The sequence below is a fragment of the Marinobacter sp. bablab_jr008 genome (genome assembly GCF_016464145.1).
Classification (GTDB): domain Bacteria; phylum Pseudomonadota; class Gammaproteobacteria; order Pseudomonadales; family Oleiphilaceae; genus Marinobacter; species Marinobacter nauticus.
Map to the genome: position 1 here is coordinate 1 of NZ_JACDWW010000013.1, position 335 is coordinate 335.

Annotated in this window: 1 protein-coding gene; it reads right to left on the reverse strand. The window is 56.1% G+C overall.

The features are described 5' to 3' along the window. Positions 1–335: hypothetical protein (locus tag JIF53_RS19290; protein WP_206769447.1), on the reverse strand; the 335-nt coding region annotated here is incomplete at both ends.

A 335-nucleotide genomic window follows, 5' to 3' on the forward strand; every position in this document is an offset into this window, starting at 1 on the left:
TCTGTAGAGCCAACGCAAACCAAAGAGCGAGACTGTTGGAACGATAATCCACTGCGCTAGAGGGGCGATACCTGTGCCAAGGAAGGGAAACAGGGGCATAGAATCATTGTAGCTCCAGCGCTGGCCTGCGCCTGTGGCCCAGGCTTCAAAGACTATGGTTATAAGCAGACCGGTAGCAAAATACGCTCCTAAAGCATGGCGGCGCCACCGTCCCTGTATCCAAAAGCCATCTTTAGTTGCCGCTGCGGCGACGCCATAGGCAAATAGTGCAATATTGGCATCGCCGATTGCCGCCCTCGTGCACAGCCAGACGACCGCACCATGGGACGCCTCCA